The organism is Streptomyces sp. WM6386, from assembly GCF_000972385.1.
Taxonomy (GTDB): domain Bacteria; phylum Actinomycetota; class Actinomycetes; order Streptomycetales; family Streptomycetaceae; genus Streptomyces.
In genome coordinates this window covers 16,832-34,462 of the sequence record NZ_JXTE01000036.1, presented here as the reverse complement: position 1 = coordinate 34,462, position 17,631 = coordinate 16,832, and the positions used below count along the sequence as shown (strand labels likewise).

The 17,631-nt window shown below is 72.0% G+C and carries 16 protein-coding genes; 7 read left to right on the top strand and 9 right to left on the bottom strand.

What is annotated here, in order from left to right; translation table 11 throughout:
- Nucleotides 1-6: 6 nt before the first annotated feature.
- On the bottom strand, nt 7-171 hold the full coding sequence (gene rpmG / locus TN53_RS22270; protein ID WP_046260352.1) for a 50S ribosomal protein L33: 165 nt from the start codon (nt 169-171) through the stop codon (nt 7-9).
- A 62-nt stretch (nt 172-233) separates the two neighbouring features.
- Here rpmG and rpmB point away from each other — a divergent pair, with 62 nt between their 5' ends.
- The 4 genes from rpmB to TN53_RS22250 all read left to right on the top strand — a co-directional run bounded on the left by rpmB (nt 234) and on the right by TN53_RS22250 (nt 1,972).
- Complete coding sequence (gene rpmB, locus TN53_RS22265) at nt 234-470, top strand: 50S ribosomal protein L28 (protein ID WP_046260351.1); 237 nt, start codon at nt 234-236, stop codon at nt 468-470.
- A 13-nt stretch (nt 471-483) separates the two neighbouring features.
- Nucleotides 484-789, top strand: coding sequence for a 30S ribosomal protein S14 (rpsN, locus tag TN53_RS22260; RefSeq protein ID WP_046260350.1), 306 nt, complete (start codon nt 484-486; stop codon nt 787-789).
- A gap of 44 nt (nt 790-833) precedes the next feature.
- On the top strand, nt 834-1,367 hold the full coding sequence (locus TN53_RS22255; protein WP_046260349.1) for a hypothetical protein: 534 nt from the start codon (nt 834-836) through the stop codon (nt 1,365-1,367).
- A gap of 80 nt (nt 1,368-1,447) precedes the next feature.
- Nucleotides 1,448-1,972 (top strand): DUF4232 domain-containing protein, encoded by a 525-nt coding sequence (locus TN53_RS22250; protein ID WP_046260348.1) that lies wholly within the window; start codon nt 1,448-1,450, stop codon nt 1,970-1,972.
- On the opposite strand, the gene TN53_RS22245 is transcribed toward TN53_RS22250, so the two are convergent.
- On the bottom strand, nt 1,969-3,078 hold the full coding sequence (locus tag TN53_RS22245; protein ID WP_046260347.1) for a DUF2786 domain-containing protein: 1,110 nt from the start codon (nt 3,076-3,078) through the stop codon (nt 1,969-1,971). The two genes, TN53_RS22250 and TN53_RS22245, sit on opposite strands and share 4 nt — an antisense overlap.
- Nucleotides 3,079-3,143: 65 nt before the next feature.
- Here TN53_RS22245 and TN53_RS22240 point away from each other — a divergent pair, with 65 nt between their 5' ends.
- From TN53_RS22240 to TN53_RS22230, 3 genes are all read left to right on the top strand, one after another.
- Nucleotides 3,144-3,770: a LysE family translocator gene (locus TN53_RS22240; RefSeq protein ID WP_046260346.1), complete on the top strand. Its 627-nt coding sequence runs from the start codon at nt 3,144-3,146 to the stop codon at nt 3,768-3,770.
- Between the two features lie 75 nt (nt 3,771-3,845).
- Nucleotides 3,846-4,571, top strand: coding sequence for a Clp protease N-terminal domain-containing protein (locus tag TN53_RS22235; protein WP_046260345.1), 726 nt, complete (start codon nt 3,846-3,848; stop codon nt 4,569-4,571).
- 68 nt (nt 4,572-4,639) lie between these two features.
- A complete protein-coding gene (locus tag TN53_RS22230) occupies nt 4,640-6,328 on the top strand; it encodes a bifunctional 3'-5' exonuclease/DNA polymerase (RefSeq protein WP_046260344.1) in 1,689 nt (562 codons plus the stop codon).
- A gap of 27 nt (nt 6,329-6,355) precedes the next feature.
- On the opposite strand, the gene TN53_RS22225 is transcribed toward TN53_RS22230, so the two are convergent.
- The 7 genes from TN53_RS22225 to TN53_RS22195 all read right to left on the bottom strand — a co-directional run bounded on the left by TN53_RS22225 (nt 6,356) and on the right by TN53_RS22195 (nt 17,580).
- On the bottom strand, nt 6,356-9,475 hold the full coding sequence (locus TN53_RS22225) for an AfsR/SARP family transcriptional regulator (protein WP_234441671.1): 3,120 nt from the start codon (nt 9,473-9,475) through the stop codon (nt 6,356-6,358).
- Between the two features lie 364 nt (nt 9,476-9,839).
- Nucleotides 9,840-10,736 carry a glycosyltransferase family 2 protein gene (locus TN53_RS22220; RefSeq protein WP_046260343.1) on the bottom strand — a complete coding sequence of 299 codons (897 nt, stop codon included), beginning with the start codon at nt 10,734-10,736 and terminating at the stop codon, nt 9,840-9,842.
- 63 nt (nt 10,737-10,799) lie between these two features.
- Nucleotides 10,800-11,237: a hypothetical protein gene (locus tag TN53_RS22215; protein WP_046260342.1), complete on the bottom strand. Its 438-nt coding sequence runs from the start codon at nt 11,235-11,237 to the stop codon at nt 10,800-10,802.
- 85 nt (nt 11,238-11,322) lie between these two features.
- On the bottom strand, nt 11,323-13,785 hold the full coding sequence (locus tag TN53_RS22210) for a SpoIIE family protein phosphatase (protein ID WP_046260341.1): 2,463 nt from the start codon (nt 13,783-13,785) through the stop codon (nt 11,323-11,325).
- A gap of 88 nt (nt 13,786-13,873) precedes the next feature.
- Nucleotides 13,874-14,947, bottom strand: a complete 1,074-nt coding sequence (locus TN53_RS22205) for an ABC transporter permease (protein WP_234441669.1) — start codon at nt 14,945-14,947, stop codon at nt 13,874-13,876.
- On the bottom strand, nt 14,940-16,490 hold the full coding sequence (locus TN53_RS22200; RefSeq protein WP_046260340.1) for a sugar ABC transporter ATP-binding protein: 1,551 nt from the start codon (nt 16,488-16,490) through the stop codon (nt 14,940-14,942). The genes TN53_RS22205 and TN53_RS22200 overlap by 8 nt, the downstream gene beginning before the upstream one ends.
- A gap of 46 nt (nt 16,491-16,536) precedes the next feature.
- Nucleotides 16,537-17,580, bottom strand: a complete 1,044-nt coding sequence (locus TN53_RS22195) for a sugar ABC transporter substrate-binding protein (RefSeq protein ID WP_046260339.1) — start codon at nt 17,578-17,580, stop codon at nt 16,537-16,539.
- Nucleotides 17,581-17,631 lie beyond the last annotated feature (51 nt).

Below are 17,631 nucleotides of genomic sequence, written 5' to 3'. Positions count from 1 at the left end.
CGGTGGTCAGCGCTCCTCTCGGAAGTCGACGTGGCGGCGGGCGACCGGGTCGTACTTGCGGAGCGTCATACGGTCCGGGTCGTTGCGGCGGTTCTTGCGGGTGACGTAGGTGAAGCCGGTCCCCGCCGTGGACCGGAGCTTGATGACCGGGCGGAGTTCGTTGCGAGCCATGCTGGTACCTTACTGAAAATGAATTCCATTTACACAACCGCTTCGAGAGAGGTGCATCACCCGTGTCCGCCCACTGCATGCTGACCGGCGCCCAGCCCGGCTTCGGCAACCGCATCTCCCACTCCCACCGGCGCACTTCGCGCCGCTTCGACCCCAACATCCAGTCCAAGCGCTACTGGCTGCCCAGCGAGGGCCGCAACGTCCGGCTGCGGCTGAGCACGAAGGGGATCAAGACCGTCGACACGATCGGTATCGAGGCAGCCGTGGCGCGGATCCGCGCGCGCGGGGTGCGGGTCTGAGGGAGGAACCGGCATGGCGAAGAAGAGCAAGATCGCGAAGAACGAGAAGCGGCAGGAGATCGTCGCCCGGTACGCCGAGCGCCGCGCCGAGCTGAAGGAGATCATCCGGCGCCCGTCCTCCACGGATGCCGAACGGATCGCCGCACAGCAGGAGTTGAACCGCCAGCCACGGGACGCCAGCGCCACGCGCGTACGCAACCGGGACCAGGTGGACGGGCGGCCTCGCGGCTACTACCGCGCCTTCGGCCTCTCTCGCGTCGGCCTACGGGAGCAGGCGCACGCCGGGTACCTTCCGGGGGTCCGCAAGTCCTCCTGGTAGCTTGCTGCGGTCGTTGCGTCGACCGCTACAGCTAGGAGCCTCCAGTGACTTCGGCGATCTTCTCGCGCACCACGTCACACCGGCGGGTGCGGGTCGCGGCGGCCGCCGCGACCCTGGCGGGCGTACTCGCGCTGACCGCGTGCAGCGGGGACGGCGGCTCCGACGACAAGTCGACGCCGAGCACCGGTGCGTCGCCGACGGCGACCGCGGACACGGGAGGCGGGACCGGCGGGTCGGATTCCTCGTCGGCCTCCGCCTCCGCCTCGGACGAACTCGCGGGCAGCTGGCTCGCCACCACCAAGGGCAAGGCCGTGGTGCTGATGGTCAACGGCACGGAGGCCGGGCTCTTCGCGACCGGCGGGACCATCTGCAGCGGGACCGCGGGCGAGGAGGACGGCATGCAGATGATCCGCCTCAAGTGCACGGACGGCAGCAAGGACCGACAGACCGGAATGGTCGACTCCGTGAGCAGGACCGGCCTCAAGGTGACGTGGGACGGCGGTCTGGGCACGGAGACGTACACGAAGTCGGAGGGCGGCCAGCTGCCCTCCGGGCTGCCGACGGCGAGCCTGGGCTGATCCTCGTCACGGATTCCCCGCTTCGTGCGTGATGATCCATGCACGCCTTCACGCAGCACCTGAGCACTCAAGGACCCCTCATGCGCGCCCTTCCCCTCGCCGCCGCCGTCCTCACCGCGGCCCTGACGCTGACCGCCTGCTCCGACGACGGGGACACCAAGGACAAGGCCGCCACGAGCAGCCCCAAGGGCGTCACCGCCTGCGCGATCGGCGCGATGACGGTGCAGGTCGGGCCCGCCAACGCCGCCCCCGCCGTCGGGGACACCGGCAACGTGCCCGTCACGATCACCAACGACAGCGGCGCCAAGTGCACCCTCGACGGCCTGCCCTCCGTCACCCTCGGCACGGTCGCCGTCGAGCCGGACCCGTCCGCCAAGGCCACGAAGACGACCCTCACGAAGGGCGCCGCGACCTCCTTCACGCTCACCTACGTCATGGGCGAGGCGGGCGGCAGCAAGAGCCTCGCCGTGTCGGAGGGGAAGTTCAGCCTGCCCGGCTCCTCCGAGACGTACGACTTCAAGTGGTCGTACGGCGATGTCGCGGTGAAGAGCGACGGGAAGACCCCGGACGCCTCGGTGAGCGGGTTCCAGACGTCCGGCGACTAGCCGAGTGGCCGTCGGGACCTCACCTGCGCACGGTCCGCCGCGTCCGAGCCCTCGACCCAGCCCGCCTCGTCGCTGACACCGCGCAGCCGGGTCGTGGTCGTCTCCGGGAACATCTGATCGAGGCGGCCGGTGACCGCGACCTCGCGGGTGGCGAGCACCGGGAGCAGGTCCTCGCTCACCTGGTTCTCGGCCGCGGCACGCAGGCGGACTCCCACGCGGTGGGCGTAGGCCGCGAGGAAGGACTGCCGGAAGGTCTTGGTCCGCTTCCGGCCGCCCGCCCGCTGGGTCGCCTCCGCCCTGGTCATCGCCGTCGTGGCCTGGACGAGCAGGGAGGTGTAGAGCAGCTCCACCACCTCCAGGTCGGGTTCGAAGCCGACGACCGTGGAGAAGGCGAGCGGTTCGTTCCACACCGCCCGGCAGTGGTTCGCCGTCGCCACCGCGTCCAGCAGCACCGCCTTGGCCTGCTCGTACGGCGGTTCGACCCCGATCCGGCAGGCGCCGGGGGTGTCGTGGGTGGGCGCCTGCGCGTCCAGGAGCGCCTCGTCGACACTGTGCCGGGCCATCAGCTCCTGCGCCTTGGCGCTGAGCGCCTCCGCCTCCTCCGGGTAGTCCGTCCCCTCCGCCTTCGCGAGCAGCGCGCGGATGCGGGTGAGCATGCGGGACTCGGGGTGCGCTGTGCGGCCGGCCGGCTCGTCGAGGGACTCCAGGGCTGGAAGGCGGAGCAGCAGACGGTACAGCTCCAGGACCGCGGTGGCGCGGGAGAAACGGTCCTGTGGCGGGGCGTCGGCCGTCAGCTCGTCGAGCTGGGCCCGCCAGCGGGGGCCGCGCGCGCGGTCGTCGGGCGCCTGCGCGTGGATCAGCGCCGATGCCAGACATACGTGTACGTCGTCCAGCTCCCGCCGCACGATCCGTACGACGTCGGCGGGCTGCCAGCCCCGCCGCCAGGCCGCCGCCACGAACTCCCGGCCCCGGCGGTCGAGTTCGGCGTCGGCCGTCCTGTCGGCGGCGAGGAGGGAGGCGGCCGTGTCGAGGGCGGAGTCGGCGGCCGTGTAGAGGGCTGCCTCGAAGGCGCGGTCGACGGTGCCGGTGGCGCTGCTGCTGGTCACGGGGCGATCGTCTCACTCCCCGAAATTCGGGTGCCGCCGCCCGTGCGGGCTTCGAGCATGGCCGCATGGTGGACATGTCTCTCTACGCGGCCTTCCTCGTGGCCGCTTTCGCGCTCTGTGTGACTCCCGGCCCCGACATGATGTTCATCGTGGCGATGGGCGGACGTGGTGGCCCCGCGGCGGGGGTGATGGCGGCGTTCGGGGTGGCCTGTGCGATGTTCGTGCACACGGTGGCCGCGGCGCTCGGACTCTCGGCGCTGTTCCTGGCCCTGCCGGCGCTGTACCACGTGCTGCGCTGGGCGGGCGCGGCCTATCTGCTGTACCTCGCGGTGAAGGCGTTCCGGGACCGCTCGCCGATCGGCGAGGGGACCGTGACCGGGCCGGGGATGCGGCGGGCGTTCTGGCAGGGGGCCGTGACCAACCTCCTCAACCCCAAGGTGATCCTCTTCAACGTGGCGTTCCTGCCCCAGTTCGTGGCGCCCGAGATGGGGCACGTGTGGGAGCAGTTCCTGGTCCTCGGGCTCACGATCACGGTCATGGGCTTCACGGTGGACGGTTCGATCGGGCTGCTCTCCGGGAAGCTCTCCGCGCTGCTGCGGCGCAGCCGCCGGGTGGCACGGGGGCTCAACATCTTCAGCGGGACGGTGTTCACGGGACTGGCGGTGCGATTGGTGGCCGCGTCGCCGAAGTAGGGGCACGCACGCGTGGAGGGCGCGGAGCGTCAACCACAGGTTGACGCTCCGCGCCTGTCAACCTACGGTTGACGCATGACGACGAACCCCAACATCACGTCATCCGTACGCCTCGACGACCTCATCGCCGCCATCAAGAAGGTCCACGACCAGCCGCTCGACCAGCTCGAGGACGCGGTGATCGCAGCCGACCACCTCGGTGACGTGGCCGACCATCTGATCGGCCACTTCGTGGACCAGGCCCGCCGCTCGGGCGCCTCCTGGACGGACATCGGCAGGAGCATGGGCGTCACGCGGCAGGCCGCGCAGAAGAGGTTCGTGCCGAAGGAGGGCGCCGAGCCCAGCGCCGGCCAGGACTTCAGCCGCTTCACGACGCGTGCCCGCAACACGGTGATGGCCGCACACAACGAGGCCGTCGCCGCCCGCAACGCCGAGGGCCGCCCCGAACACCTGGTCCTCGGCCTGCTGGCCGAACCGGGCGCCCTGGCCGCCAAGGCGATCACCGCACAGGGCGTCCTCCTCGACGTCGTACGCCAGGCCGCCACCGCCGCACTGCCACCGGCTGTCGAGGAGGCCCCGGAGCTCGTCCCCTACGGCTCGGACGCCAAGAAGGTCCTGGAACTCACCTTCCGCGAGGCCCTCCGCCTGGGCCACAACTACGTCGGCACCGAACACATCCTGCTGGCCCTGCTGGAGTTCGAGAACGGCGAGGGCGTGCTGTCGGACCTGGGCATCACGAAGATGGCGACGGAGGAGAACGTGACGACGGCGCTGGCGAAGATCCAGCCCAAACAGGCCTGACCCCCGCCCGTGGGTGGCGGCCGACGAGCGACGGGGCGTTGTCAGACCCTCCTGCCAGACTCGGCACCATGACCGATCGCTGGGCTCTCGCTCCGGCCGAGGACGGCGGCGTGGAGATCGCCCCCCTCGGGGCCGACGGGCTGCCCGCCGGGCCGGTGCGGCGGGAGGGGGATCTCGCGAGGGCCGTGCGGGGGCGGCCCGAGGTGGCGCGGTGGGTGTGGCGGTCCACGGCCGAGGTGTATCCGCGGCTGCTCGCCGCGGGCGTGCGGGTCGAGCGGTGCTACGACATCGAGGACGCCGAGACCCTGCTGCTGGGCCACGCGGGGAGGTACGGCGAGCCCCGCTCGGCCGCCGCCGCCCTGGCCCGGCTGCGCGGCGGCCCCGTCCCGCCCGACCCTCCGCTGCGATCGGCCGAACCCGGCTCGCAGTCCTCCCTCTTCGAGCCGCAGGCCGTCCATCTGCCGCTCACCGACCTCCTGGAGGTGTACGCCGACCAGCAGCGCCGCCAGGACGCCACCGCCCATCCCGACCGGATGCGGCTGCTGATCACCGCCGAGTCGGCCGGGATGCTGGTGGCCGCCGAGATGAACCGCGCGGGGCTGCCGTGGAGCGCCGACGTCCACCGGCAGGTGCTGCACGAGATGCTCGGCGAGCGATACGCCGGCGGCGGTGAGCCCCGGCGCCTCGCCGAACTCGCCGACGAGGTGTCCGCGGCCTTCGGACGCCGGGTCCGGCCCGACCTGCCCGCCGATGTCGTCAAGGCGTTCGCGCAGGCCGGCATCAAGGTGAACTCCACCCGCCGCTGGGAGCTCGAGTCGATCGACCACCCGGCCGTGAAGCCCCTGATCGAGTACAAGAAGCTGTACCGGATCTGGGTCGCCCACGGCTGGTCCTGGCTCCAGGACTGGGTGCGCGAGGGGCGGTTCCGGCCGGAGTTCCTGTGCCACGGCACGGTCACCGGCCGCTGGGTCACCAACGGCGGGGGCGCGCTGCAGATCCCCAAGGTCATCCGTCGGGCCGTCGTCGCCGACCCGGGCTGGCGGCTCGTCGTCGCCGACGCCGACCAGATGGAGCCGCGAGTGCTCGCCGCGATCTCCCGTGACCCCGGGCTGATGGAGGTGGCGGGCCGGGAGAGTGACCTCTACCAGTCCGTCTCCGACCGCGCCTTCTCCGGCGACCGCGACCAGGCCAAGCTCGCCGTCCTCGGCGCGGTCTACGGCCAGACCTCCGGCGACGGCCTCAAGAACCTCGCCGCGCTCAGACGCCGCTTCCCCAGGGCGGTGGCGTACGTCGACGACGCGGCCCGCGCGGGCGAGGAGGGGCGGCTCGTGCGGACCTGGCTGGGACGGACCTGCCCACCGGCGGCGGGCGCGGGCGACGCCGCCGAGGAGGCCGGCATCCCGCAGGAGGACGCGCCCGAGACCCCCGCCGACGACGGCTGGGTGCCGGGGTACGCCTCCCGCAACGCCCGCGCCCGAGGCCGCTTCGCCCGTAACTTCGTCGTCCAGGGCAGCGCCGCCGACTGGACCCTGCTGCTGCTCGCCGCGCTGCGGCAGACCTGTGCGGACATGGCGGCCGAGCTGGTCTTCTTCCAGCACGACGAGGTGATCGTGCACTGTCCCGAGGAGGAGACGGAGACGGTCGTGGCGGCGATCCGGGAGTCGGCGGAACTGGCGGCGCGGCTGACGTTCGGGCAGACGCCGGTGCGGTTCCCGTTCTCCACGTCGGTGGTGCAGTGCTATGCCGACGCCAAGTGACCGGTCCGCGGTGCGGACGCCGAATGATCAGCCGTCGCCGAGCAGTTCGCGCAGCTCGTCCACGACCGCCTTCCTGTCCGTCCCGTCCAGCGCGGCGAGGGCCGTACGCCACTGCGCGCACGCTTCCTCGACGCGCCCCCGCTCCCGCAGCACCAGCCCGTACTGGTGGCGGGCGAGACCGCCCACATAGCCGTCGGCGCGGGCGTCAGCACGGCTCAGCAGCTCGGCGCACTCGCTCTCGGCCCGGTCCATGAGGCCCAGCAGCCGCAGCGCGCGCACCAGACCGAGCCGGGACTGGGACTCACCGTGCCAGTCCCCCTGGCCGCCGAGGATGCGCCGGCTCTCCTCGAAGTGCGGTACGGCGGCCGCCGGTTCACCCAGGGTGAGATGGGCGTAGCCGATGTTGCAGTGCGCGGAGTGCTGCACGATGACGTTGCCGATCTCGGCGCCGATGGCGAGCGAGCGCCGGTGCTGCTCGATGGCGGCGCGAGGGTCGGTGTGCTCGTACAGATTGCCGAGGTGGCCGTAGGTCACGGCCTCGCCCCAGGGGTCGTCCAGCTGCCGTGACAGCTCCAGGCTCTGGCGCAACGCCTGACCGGACTCCTCGTACCGGCCGAGGTTCTCCAGCAGCAGGCCCCGGTTGCCGAGGCAGCGCCGGATCCTGGAGAGGACGCCGAGTCGCCGCCAGAGCGCGAGGGAGTCGTCGGTGCGGGCGAGGGACTCGACGTGCCGGCCGGTGAGGAAGTACAGCCCGGCGAGGTCGATCAGCGCGTACGCCTCGGCGACCTCGTCCCCGAACCGCCGCGCCAGCCGGAGCGCGGCCTGTCCGAGCACCTCCATCTCGGAGACGCGGCCGCCGCGTTGGAGGTAGGGGACGAAGAGCCGCAGGAGGGTGGCGACATGGGCGGCGGTGCGGTCGTCGGGGGCGTCCGCGTACCGCTCGACCAGGGCGACGATGTTCTCCAGCTCCGACGTGGCCCAGGCGAAGGCCTCTTCGGAGGAGGCGAAGGCCGGCACCGACAGCACGTGCGCCGTGTGCTCGGGCGGCTGCGCTGCGGTGGGGCGGCGCCGGTCGTCCTGGTCGAGGCCGGGCTCGACGATCGCGGTGAGGGTGCGCTCGACGACGGCCGTGTACCAGCGCACCGCGGTGCGGGCGACGTCCGGGGCGTGCCGGGTGTCCGCCAGTTCGCGGGCGAAGTCGCGCACCAGGTCGTGGGGGGTGTAGCGGCCGTACGCCGTCTCGTCCAGGAGCGCCACGTCGACGAGGCGGTCGAGCGCGGCCTCCGCACGGCTGGTCTCGGTGCCGAGGAGCCGGGCGATGAGGGGTGCGCCGTACGTGGGCAGGTCGAGGGCGCCGAGCCGGCGCAGCGCGAGGGCGGCGTCGCGGTCGGTGCGGCGGCCGGAGGCGGCGAGCGCGTCGTGGGCGACGGCCAGGGAGCGGCGTACGGACAGGTCGTCGTACTCCAGGTGCCGCAACCTGTCCTCCGTGGCGGCCAGTTGGTCGGCCAGCACATCGGGGGTGAGGGCGCGGCGCGCGGCCAGGCGGGCGGCGACGATGCGCAGGGCGAGCGGGAGGCGACCGGTGAGTTCGACCAGGGGATGGCCGGCTTCGATGCGATCGCCGTCCTCGCCGCCGGTGCCGTCGCCGTCGCGGCCGGACATCGTCCGCAGCAGCGCCGCGCTGTCCTCCGCCGACAGCGGGGCGAGCGGGAAACGGCGGGCGCCGTCGAGGGTGGTCAGCGGGGAGCGGCTGGTGACGATCACCGCGCAGCCGGTTCCGGCCGGCAGCAACTGCCGTACCTGCGCGGCGGTCGCGGCGTCGTCCAGCACCATGAGCGTGCGCGTCGGCGCGAGCAGGGAGCGCAGCAACGCGGCCGCCGCGTCCGGGTGTTCGGGGATGGAGCGGGGGTCGGCGCCCAGGTCGCGCAGGAGCGCGGTGAGCGCCTGGGACGGCGTGAGGGGGGTCATGCCGGGGGTGGCGCCGTGCAGGTTGACGTACAGCTGGCCGTCGGGGAAGCGTTCCCGCAGGCCATGGGCGACGTGCAGGGCGAGGGCGCTCTTGCCCACACCGGCCATGCCGCTGATGACGGCGACGGCGGTGGGCGCGTCGGACAGGGTTCGGCGTACGGCGTCGAGGACGGTTGCACGGCCGGTGAAGTGGGCTGGCGGCGGAGGGAGTTGGGCAGGACGGGGTGGGCCTGTGGGCATCCCCCCGGGCTCGGCGTCGACGGCTCCGGGCTCGGCGTCGGCCGCTCCGGGCCCGGCCCCGGTGTCCTCGGCCCCGTCGGCCGCACCGACGACCGACGCACCCCCGGCCGCACCAGACGCACCCTCGCCTCCGCCCCCGCCACTCCCCTCACCCCCGGCGGACGCTCCCGTCGCCTCCCGCAACACCTCGACATGCGCCTCCCGCACCGCCGCCCCCGGCTCCACGCCGAGCTCCTCGACCAGCCGCGTCCGCAGATCCCGGTGGACGGCCAGCGCCTCCGCCTGCCGCCCGGTCCGATGGAGGGCCAGCATCAGCTGACGGTGGAAGGCCTCGCGCAGCGGATGTTCGGCGGCCAGGGACGTCAGTTCCAGGACCAGACCGTCGAGCCGGTCACCGACGGCGAGCTCGGCATCGTAGCGCCACTCCAGAAGCAGCAGCCGCGCCTCCCGCAGCCGCTGCGCGAAGGCGTATCCGCCCAGCTCGGCCGGGAGACCGCTGAGCGGCGAGCCCCGCCACAGCGCGAGCCCCTCGGTGCACGCGCGCACCGTCCGTGCCCAGTCCCGCCCCGCGTGCGCGGCGCGCGCCTCGGCGACGTGGGTGTCGAAGACATGGACGTCCAGCTCACCCTGCTCGACCCGGAGCAGATAGCCGGGCGGTACGGCCCGCAGCCGCTCGGGGTCGTCGAGCAGCCGTCGCAGCCTGGTGACGTGGTTGTGCAGCGAGGCGTGGGCGGAGGCGGGCGGCGCCCCGCCCCACAGCGCGTCCTTGAGGGAGTCGACCGAGACGGTACGGCCGGCCTCGAGAAGCAGCGCGGCCAGCAGCGTCCGCACCTTGGGGCTGCCCACCACCCGGGTCGCGCCGGCGTCGTAGAGAACCGGCGGCCCCAGCAGTCCGAACCGCAGCTCGCACGGCTTCACACCGAACCACTGCCTTCCCACGCGCCGCACCCGGCCGCGCTCCGCACTCGAAAACCCACCGCTTCTGGCGGGATTCCGCCCTCTGCGCGGCGGTTTTCCGCCACGTACCGTCGACCGGCGATCCGGCCGGAATCCGCCACCGTACCGGCCGTTCGAGGCCGCCGCTCGGCGACTTCACGCCAATCGGCCGACGACCCCGCAGAGGACCGTTGGCCACATGTTAGCGATCTGTTAGCGCCTCCTGATGTGATCACTTCATCGGATCTGGCCCGAGGGTGCGCGCGTACGACGCGTTGCTCGGGGGAGTGTCGCCGTCGTGGCCGGATCCGGGGACACGAGAGGGCCGCGGTCGCCGGAGGTGAGCGACCGGGGCCCTCGTCCCTTCTCAGATGACGGGCGGCCGTCCCAGCCGTGTGAGCCGCCAGACCGTGCGCCAGCGCATGGGCCGCCGCTCCCCCGCCGACTCCCGTATCCCTTCCGCGAATCCGCCGAACCAGGCGCGCAGCCCGGCCGCCGACCGGTTCCGTACGAGCGTGAGCAGTACCCAGACCCCGAGATGGACCGGGATGAGCGCGAGCGGCAGCCGGCGCCGGGCCAGCCAGACGCGGTTGCGGGCGTTCACGCGGTAGTAGACGGCGTGCCGGGCGGGCGAGGTCTTCGGGTGCTGGAGCAGCAGTTCGGGCGCGTACAGGATCCGCCAGCCCGCGTCGGCGGCCCGCCATGCCAGGTCGGTCTCCTCGTGCGCGAAGAAGAACCGGGCCGGCCAGTCCCCGATCTCGTCGAGCATCGCCATGCGAAAGCCGTGCCCGCCGCCGAGGAAGCCGGTCACATATCCGCCCCGCAGCGGATCGGAGGCGCCGACCCGGGGCACGTGCCGCTGCTGGGTCTCCCCGTGCTCATCCGCGATCCGGAAGCCCACGACGCCGAGTTGCCCGTCCGCGGTGAACAACTCCCGTACCCGCCGCAGCACATCGGCGTCGACGAGCAGCCCGTCGTCGTCCAGTTCGACGACGACGTCGACGTCCCCGAACTCCCGCAGCCGCGCGAGCCCGGCGTTGCGCCCGCCGGGACAGCCGAGGTTCTCCTCCAGCTCCACGACGGTGACTTCACCGGGCAGCGACAGCCGCTCGGCGAACTCCGGCAGCCGGCAGCCGTTCCCGACGATCACGATCCGCGCGGGCGCCACGTCCTGCTTGGCCACGGACTCCAGCAGCGCGTCGACCTCCTGCGGCCGGTTCCCCATGGTCACGACGGCGACGGCGACGCGTAGCGCCTCCCCCATGCCCTCACCTCATCCCGGCTCGCAAGTACCGCCGCGATGCTAGCCGTTCACGGTAAGGACGTCTCATGTACGCGGGTTCGCAGCGTGATCCGTACGCCGGTTCTCCTTCCGGCGTACGAACTTCAGCCCCGACCAGTCCTCCCCCAGCGCCGCCACCTTCACGTCGACGACGCCGAGCGGGAGGAGGATGTCCCGCAGATCGCTCTCACCGATGTCACTGACATGCCCGGCCGCCTTCCGGGGCCAGGCGATCCACAGCATGGCGTCGTCGGCGAGGTCGTCCACGAGCCGGGCCGCCTCGGCCTCCAGCTCCCGCCGCTCGCGATAGAAGGCGACGCCGACATCGACCCCGCGCGGCCCGCCCTCCACGACCTCGCACCCGTCGGGCAGCCCGGGAATGTCCCACGCCCCGGGCGCATGCCGCAGCCCCACCCGCTGTCCGCCCTTGATGCCGATCTTCCGGGCAAGAGGCGTACCGGAGTATCCGCTCGTCACACACATCACCTCCGCTCCTCCCCTCGTGAGGGGCCGGGCCGGCCGCCCCCGCGGGCGCAGCGGCCCGTCCGAGGGCCTCAAGGGTGAACCGTCAGCGTCCGCCCGGGTCGCCCACCCGCCCCGGGAGGTCCTGCTCCGCCCAGATGATCTTTCCGGACCGGGTGTAGCGCGTACCCCAACGGCGGGTCATCTGGGCGACCAGGAACAACCCCCTGCCACCCTCGTCGGTCGTCCGCGCATGGCCCATCCGGGGCGAGGTGTTGCTGGCGTCGGACACCTCGCAGATCAACTTGTCGTGCCGGATCATCCGCAGCCTGACGGGCCCGGTGCCGTGCCGGATGGCGTTGGTGACCAGCTCGCTGACCACCAGTTCCGTGGTCATCACCAGGTCCTCCAGCTGCCATCCGAGCAGCTGGCGGACAGCCAGCTTCCTGGCGCTCGCGACGATCGCCGGATCCGTCGGCAGGTCCCACGAGGCGACCCGGTCGGCGCCCAGCGCATGCGGCCGGGCCAGCAGGAGGGCGACGTCGTCGGTCTGCGGGCCGGTGAGCAGGTTGTTCACGACCGCCGAGCACAGCTCCTCCGGCGGCAGGCCGGACTGCGCGAGCACATCGCTGAGGCGGGACAGCCCGACGTCGATGTCCTGGTCACTGCTCTCGATGAGGCCATCGGTGTACAGGGCGATCAGGCTCCCCTCGGGCAGGGAGATCTCGGCGGACTCGAAGGGCAACGAGCCGAGGCCCAGCGGAGGGCCCGCCGGAAGGTCCGGGAAGGAGACCTTGCCGCCCGGGGTGACCACGGCGGGCGGCGGATGTCCGGCCCGGGCCATGGTGCACAGCTGGGTGACCGGGTCGTAGATGGCGTAGAGGCAGGTGGCGCCCAGTACCGCCGTGGCGATGGGTTCGTCGTCGCCGCCCTTCTCCTCCGTCAGACGGATCACCAGGTCGTCCAGGTGGGCCAGCAGCTCGTCGGGCGGCAGGTCCATGTCGGCGAGCGTCTGTACGGCGGTACGCAGCCTTCCCATGGTCGCCGCGGCGTTGAGGCCGTGCCCGACGACGTCGCCGACGACCAGGGCGACCCGGGCGCCGGACAGCTGGATCACATCGAACCAGTCACCGCTCACCCCGCCCCGGGCATCGGCCGGCAGATAGCGCGAGGCCACCTCCATGGCGGCCCCGCCGTTCAGCCCCTGCGGGAGCAGACTCCGCTGCAGGGCCAGCGCCGCGGCATGCTCACGGGTGTAGCGGCGGGCGTTCTCCACCCACACCGCGGCCCGGCCGACCAGCTCCTCGGCGAGCAGCAGATCGTCCTCCTCGAACGGCTGCGGATGCTCCATGCGGATGAAGGTCGCCACTCCCAGCACGGTGCCGCGCGCGGACAGCGGCACCCACATCACCGAGTGCATCCCGAACTCCGCGATGCTCTTGGCCCGTGCCGGGTCCTGAGCGATCCACGGGGCGGTGGCCGGGTCCAGGAACGGGTCCAGCACCGCCCTGCCGTTGACCATGGTCTCGACGTACGGCGAGGACTCGGGTGCGTCGATCGAGTCGCCGGTGGTGACCACCGACTCCGGGCAGCCCTCGTGGATCGACTGCTGTCCGGCACGCCGCACCAGAAACGCGCTGCCGGCCGGCCCCGAACCGGGTTCGTCGCCGTGCAGTACCGCTTCCAGCAGGTCGACGGTCACGAAGTCGGCGAGCCGCGGTACCGAGAAGTCGGCCAGTTCCTGGGCGGTCCGCAGCACGTTCAGGGTCCCGCCGATACAGGCGCTGGCCTCGCTGAGCAGGGCCAGGCGTTCGCGGGCCCGCCATCTGTCGGTGACGTCAATGCCCATGTAGCACACGCCCAGCGGGTACCCGTCCGGGGCGTCGAGCCGAAAGAAGGACGTGGAGTAGGCGTGTTCCTGGTGCGGATCCGCCCAGGTCCAGCCCCGGTACTCGTAGTCGATGACCGGCACGCCGGTCTCCAGCACCTGCCGCATCTTCGCTTCGAGCGCCTCGGTGTTCAGCCCTGGCAACGAGTCCGACATCCGGTGCCCGAGCCGCTCCTCGCGCGGCACACCGCCGTAGCGCTCCAGGGTGTCGTTCATCCACACGTACCGCAGGTCCGGGCTGAGCATGGCCATGCCGAGCGGTGAGCGGGTGAGAAAGGCCTCCAGCGCCTCCCCGCTGACGGCCCAGGTCGGGGCCTTCGACACGTCGATCGCCGATACGAGCCAGGCCTTGCGGTCGTCGGTGTCGGACATCGCGGTCACCCGCAGCCCGACCTCCAGACGGCGGCCGTCACGGTGCCGGGCGCCCACCAGGCCGACCCAGCTCTCCCGGCTCCCGCACTCCTCGGCGACCTCGGCGGCTCGTGACGCGTCCTCGGGCCGGGCCAGCAGAGTGGCGGCGGAGCGGTCGAGGACCTCCGCGGCGCGGTATCCCAGGAGCCGCTCAGCGGCCCCCGTCCAGCCGATGACCGCGCCCTTGGCGTCGATCACCGCGGCAGCCACATTCGCCATCTCGGACGGTCCATGCGTTCCGTCCGGTGTGGCCTCCTTGGGGACCTTCATGACAGCCGTCCCATCTGGCGGGTGGCATATGGGTCATTCTATGGCGTAGCAATCGGCGCTGCTCCCTCCGGACCGCTCCTGGGCCGCTCTACTCCTGGCCCTCGCCGGTGATGAGCCGGGCGATCATCAGCGCCACCAGGATGATCGCGCCATAGATGGCCTGGATCCAGAAGGACGACACCTGCGCCAGGGTGAGCAGGTTCTCCAGCATGCCCAGCAGCAGGACCCCCAGCAGCGCCCCGGCCAGGGATCCCCTGCCGCCGCTCAGACTGATACCGCCGATCACGGCAGCCGCGAACACGGTGAAGATCAGGCCCTGTCCCTGATTGGCGTTGATCGCCCCGACCCGCCCGGCGATCACCAGGCCGGCCAGCGCGGCCAGGGTCCCGCCGATGACCAGAACTCCCCAGGCCACCCGTTCGACCCGGATGCCCGCCGCCCGCGCCGCGGGTGTGTTGCCGCCCACCGCGTACACCGCGCGTCCCAGCCGGTGACAGCGCAGCACCCACCCGGCGCCGGCGAAACAGGCGCCGGTCACCCACACGGAGACGGGGACGCCGAGCCAGGTGTCGGACCCGAGAGCCAGGAACGCGGCGGGGGCGTCGAACAAGGTCTTGCCGGACACCATGCCGACCAGGACCCCGCGCAGCACGATGTTCATCGCCAGGGTCACGATGAAGCCGTTGAGCTGGAGCTTGACGATCAGCAGACCGTTCACGGCCCCGATCAGCGCCCCGGTGAGCGGAATGATCAGCAAGCCGAACCAGGTGGGCAGTTCGCTGCCGAACCCCGCCGAGACGGCCGGGATCACGGCCATGAAGCCGAGGGCCGGGGCGAGTCCCGCGATCGACTCCAGCGAGAGGTCCATCTTGCCGCTGATCAGGATCATCGCCTCGGCGAGCACCAGCAGTCCGAGCGCCGAGGAGGCGCTGAGCACGTTCAGCAGGTTGTCCCGCTCCAGGAAGCTCTCGTTGCTGACCGCGCCGATGACCAGCAGCAGGAGCACCGCGGGCAGCAGCGCGAGGTCGTGGATCCGGCCCAGGGCGATGGTGCGGACGGGACGGCGGACCGCGGTGTCCGGCCCGCCGCCGGGCGTCGGGTCGCCTTTCGTCGGGCCGCTGTTCGGGCCGTTGGCCGAGCCGTTCGGCGCGGTGTCAGTCATGGCCGGTGCCGACCCCTTCGATCGAGGCCACCAGTTCTTCGTCGGTCCAGCCGACGGCGTACTCGGCGGCGAGAGAGCCGTTGAACATCACCAGGACGCGGTCGCAGCTCCGCAGGTCCGCCAGCTCGTCCGAGACGACGAGCGCCGCGCGTCCCGCGGCCCTGGCCCGGTCGACGACCGCCAGCAGCGCCCGCTTGGACTGCACGTCGACACCCGCCGTGGGATTGATGAGCACCAGTACCGCCGGGTCGGTGGCCAGGGCCCGGCCCATGACGACCTTCTGCTGATTGCCGCCCGACAGTTCCTTGACCGGCTGATCCGGGCCGTCCGTCGTGATGTCGAGACCGGTGATCGTCCGGCGGGCGAAGGCGTCCCGGGCCGGGCGCGAGATCACGCCCAGCCGCCCCAGCCGGTCCATGATGCTCAGGGCGGCGTTCTCGGCCACCGAAAGCTCCGGTACGAGCCCTTCGTGGTGCCGGTCGCGCGGCACGCAACCCACGCCCGCCGCGAGCGCCGAGGGGACGCTGCCCGGCCGCGTCGTACGGCCGAGAACCTCGATCCGCCCGCTGTCGGGCCGGTACAGCCCGGCCAGCGCCTCGGCGACCTGGTGGCTCCCGGAGCCCGCGAGCCCGGTCAGCCCCACCGTCTCGCCGGATCGGACAGTGAAGCTGACGTCCGTGAAATGCGGGCCGCTCAGCCGGTCCACCCGTACGGCCACGGGCGCGTCCACCGGCTGTGACCGGGCCGTGCCGGAGCCGGAGACCGCGGCCGTGCCCCGCCCTCCGGTCATCGCCTCCACGAGTGCGGTCCTGCCCAGCTCGCCCACGGGCGCCGTGGTGATCCAGCGGGCGTCGCGGAAGACGGTGACGGCCTGGCAGACGGCGTAGACCTCCTCCAGATGGTGGGAGATGTAGAGAAAGGTGATACCGGCCCGCTGCAACCGCCGGACATGGGTGAACAGACGGTCGATCGCCCGGCTGTCGAGCTGGGCGGTCGGCTCGTCCAGAATGATGAACCGGGTTCCGCGGGAGATGGACCTGGCGATCTCCACCATCTTGGCGTCCTCGACGGTGAGCCTGCCGGCCGACATGTTCACGTCGACCTCCACACCCCATGCGCCCAGCAGCTCGCGGGCCGCCGCGCGCATCCGCCGCCAGCTGATCACCTGGCCGCGAACCGTGGGCTGCCGGTTGACGTACAGGTTCTCGGCGACCGTGAGATCAGGAATGATCGTCGACTGCTGGTAGACGCAGGCGACCCGCCGCTGCCACGCCTCACGGTCCGCCGGGGCGGGCGCGGGTTCGCCGTCGAGCAGGACGACGCCGCGGTCCGGCCGCTGCATGCCGGTCAGGATGGCCACCAGGGTCGACTTGCCGGCCCCGTTACGGCCGACCAGGGCGTGCGACTCGCCGGCCAGGACGGTGATCCGCGCATCGTCCAGGGCCACGGTGGGCCCGTAGCGCTTGTGGATCCCGTGGGCCTCGGCCACCGCACGGCGGCCGGTGCCCTCGGCGCGGGGGTCGGTCGGTGGCGTCCGGTTCATCGCGGTCTCGCTTTCCTGAGGGCCCGGGCAGGCGGTCTCCGGGGTGTCAGGAGCTCTTGCCGATCCGGTTGCCCCACAGGGACGCGTCGTCGACGTTGTCCTCGGTCACCAGCGGTGCCGGGAGCTGGTCCTCCAGGATTCCGCTGGGCAGCCGGACGATGGTGCTGCCGTGGTCGGTCGGGCCCGGGCGGAAGGTCTCGCCCTCCATCGCCCGCTTGATGTAGTAGATGCCGTATTTGGCGTACTGGTCGGCCGGCTGGGAGACGGTCGCATCGATCTGACCCTTGCGGATCGCGTCCAGCTCCTGCGGGATGCCGTCGTTGGAGACGATCACGATGTGCCCGGGGTCACCGGCTGCCACCAGCGCGTCGTGCCGCCGCAGCGTGCTCAGCGTGGGGGCCAGGTACACGCCGCCGGACTGCATGTAGATGCCCTTGATATCGGGGTTGGCGGTGTACAGCGCCTCCAGACCGGCCGCTGCCTTTTCCGCCTTCCAGCCGGCGGCAATGTCCAGCACCTTGATGCCCGGGTAGTTCTTCTTGACGCACGCGCTGAACGCCTCCGACCGGTCCCGCCCGTTGACCGACGCCAGGTCCCCCTGGATCTGTACGACCTTGCCCGTCTTCACCGCGTCGCCGATCTGCCGGCAGGCCTTCTCCCCGAAGGCACGGTTGTCGGCCCTGACCACCATCGCGACCTTGCCCTTGTCCGGCGCCACGTCGACGGCGACCACCGGCACGTCCTTGCGCTGGGCGGCGTTCAGCCCGGCGACGATCGCCGCGGAGTCCAGCGGGGAGACGACCAGGCCCTTCACGTCCTGGGCGAGCAGATTCTGGATGTCGGTGATCTGTTTGCTCGGATCGGAGTCGGAGTTCACCGTCCGCAGCACGCGGACGTCCTGGGCGGCGGCCTGCTCGGGGATGTAGGAGTCGTACGACTCCCAGAACGGTGAGGTGAGCAGCGGCAGCACCACTCCCACCTTCCCCGAAGCCGTGTCGGTGGTGCTGCTCGTGCCCCCACCGCAGGCGGTGACGGCCGGCCCGCAGCAGAGTGCGAGGGCTGTTCCGACGGCGGCGATGCGTCGCTTCATGGTGCTCGGCTCCGAGTAGGTGGTCAGTGGTCGGTCGGTGGTCGGTCAGTG